We start from the raw sequence: 972 nt of genomic DNA, 5'->3' as shown, positions 1-972 counted from the left end.
ATTTAAGCGTGGCAGGGGTAAGGGGGAGTTTGAGGGGGAATTTTGACCCTCCCACCCAAACTGCGGACTTCGCAATTTGAGCCCCCTTCCCCTCTCATAGAAAAACCTTTTGATTTAATTTGTTAAAAGAACAAGAAAACCTTTTTTGAAATTGAAAAAGCCTTTTGAAAAATTTGATTTTTCTCATCAATCCATTTCAAATCCAAGGAAGTATAAAAGAGTCCTTGAGGCTCTTTTGACAAAACCTTTGTCAAAAAAACAGCTTGGTTTTGGGCAAGATTTGAAAAAAATAACGGAACAAAAAATTGAAAAAAGAATTTAAAAAACAATCCTTTAAAAAACCTCAAAGAGGGGTGAGTAGAGAAGAAATCAAAGAAGCTTATATCAGCAATCAATCCATTGGCGATATTTGCCTAGCCTTTGATATGAGCCCCTCAAATATCCATTACCATCGAAAAAAAGACTTGGAGTTAGGCATTGATTGGATTGCTTTGAGAAATGAGAATAAAAGAGATTTGAGTGATTTAGAACGCAAAAAAGACCTCTTTTTAAAAAAGCTTATCGATGCTTTTGAAGAGATTTTAAAAGATTCAGGAGGAGAGCCCTTAGAGCCTAAATTACTCCAAGACTTCGCCAATGCTTATTATAAAATCATTTCGCCCAAAACCTTTGACGCTAAAGCTTTGATCCAAAAGAGTGCTGAAGAAACGATTGCGACCATTACTCATCTTGCCTTAGAGCAGAACAAAAAAGAAGTCGCAAACTTCTTATCTGAAAATGCTGACCTCCTCATTGAAACCATCTTAAAAAAGAGGGCTTGATGGCAAAAATAACTCCAAAAATAAAAAACTCATTTAAAGGCATTTTAAAAGGCTTTAATACAATGGGTGCTACATTGATACTCCAAAAAGTTTTTAAAGATTTTTCAAGGTGTTTTAAACGGCTTTTCAAAGGGGTTATAGATTGCACTCA

General features: G+C 35.2%; 1 protein-coding gene. It reads left to right on the top strand.

What is annotated here, in order from left to right:
- The first annotated feature begins 305 nt into the window (after positions 1-305).
- The gene (locus tag BKH46_RS09290) at positions 306-821 is read left to right on the top strand and encodes a DUF1804 family protein (RefSeq protein WP_095226538.1); all 516 of its coding nucleotides are present in this window, start codon (positions 306-308) and stop codon (positions 819-821) included.
- Positions 822-972 lie beyond the last annotated feature (151 nt).

Origin of the sequence: Helicobacter sp. 12S02634-8 (assembly GCF_002272865.1) — a bacterium.
Lineage (GTDB): Bacteria > Campylobacterota > Campylobacteria > Campylobacterales > Helicobacteraceae > Helicobacter_J.
This window is presented reverse-complemented; position numbering and strand designations above follow the sequence as displayed.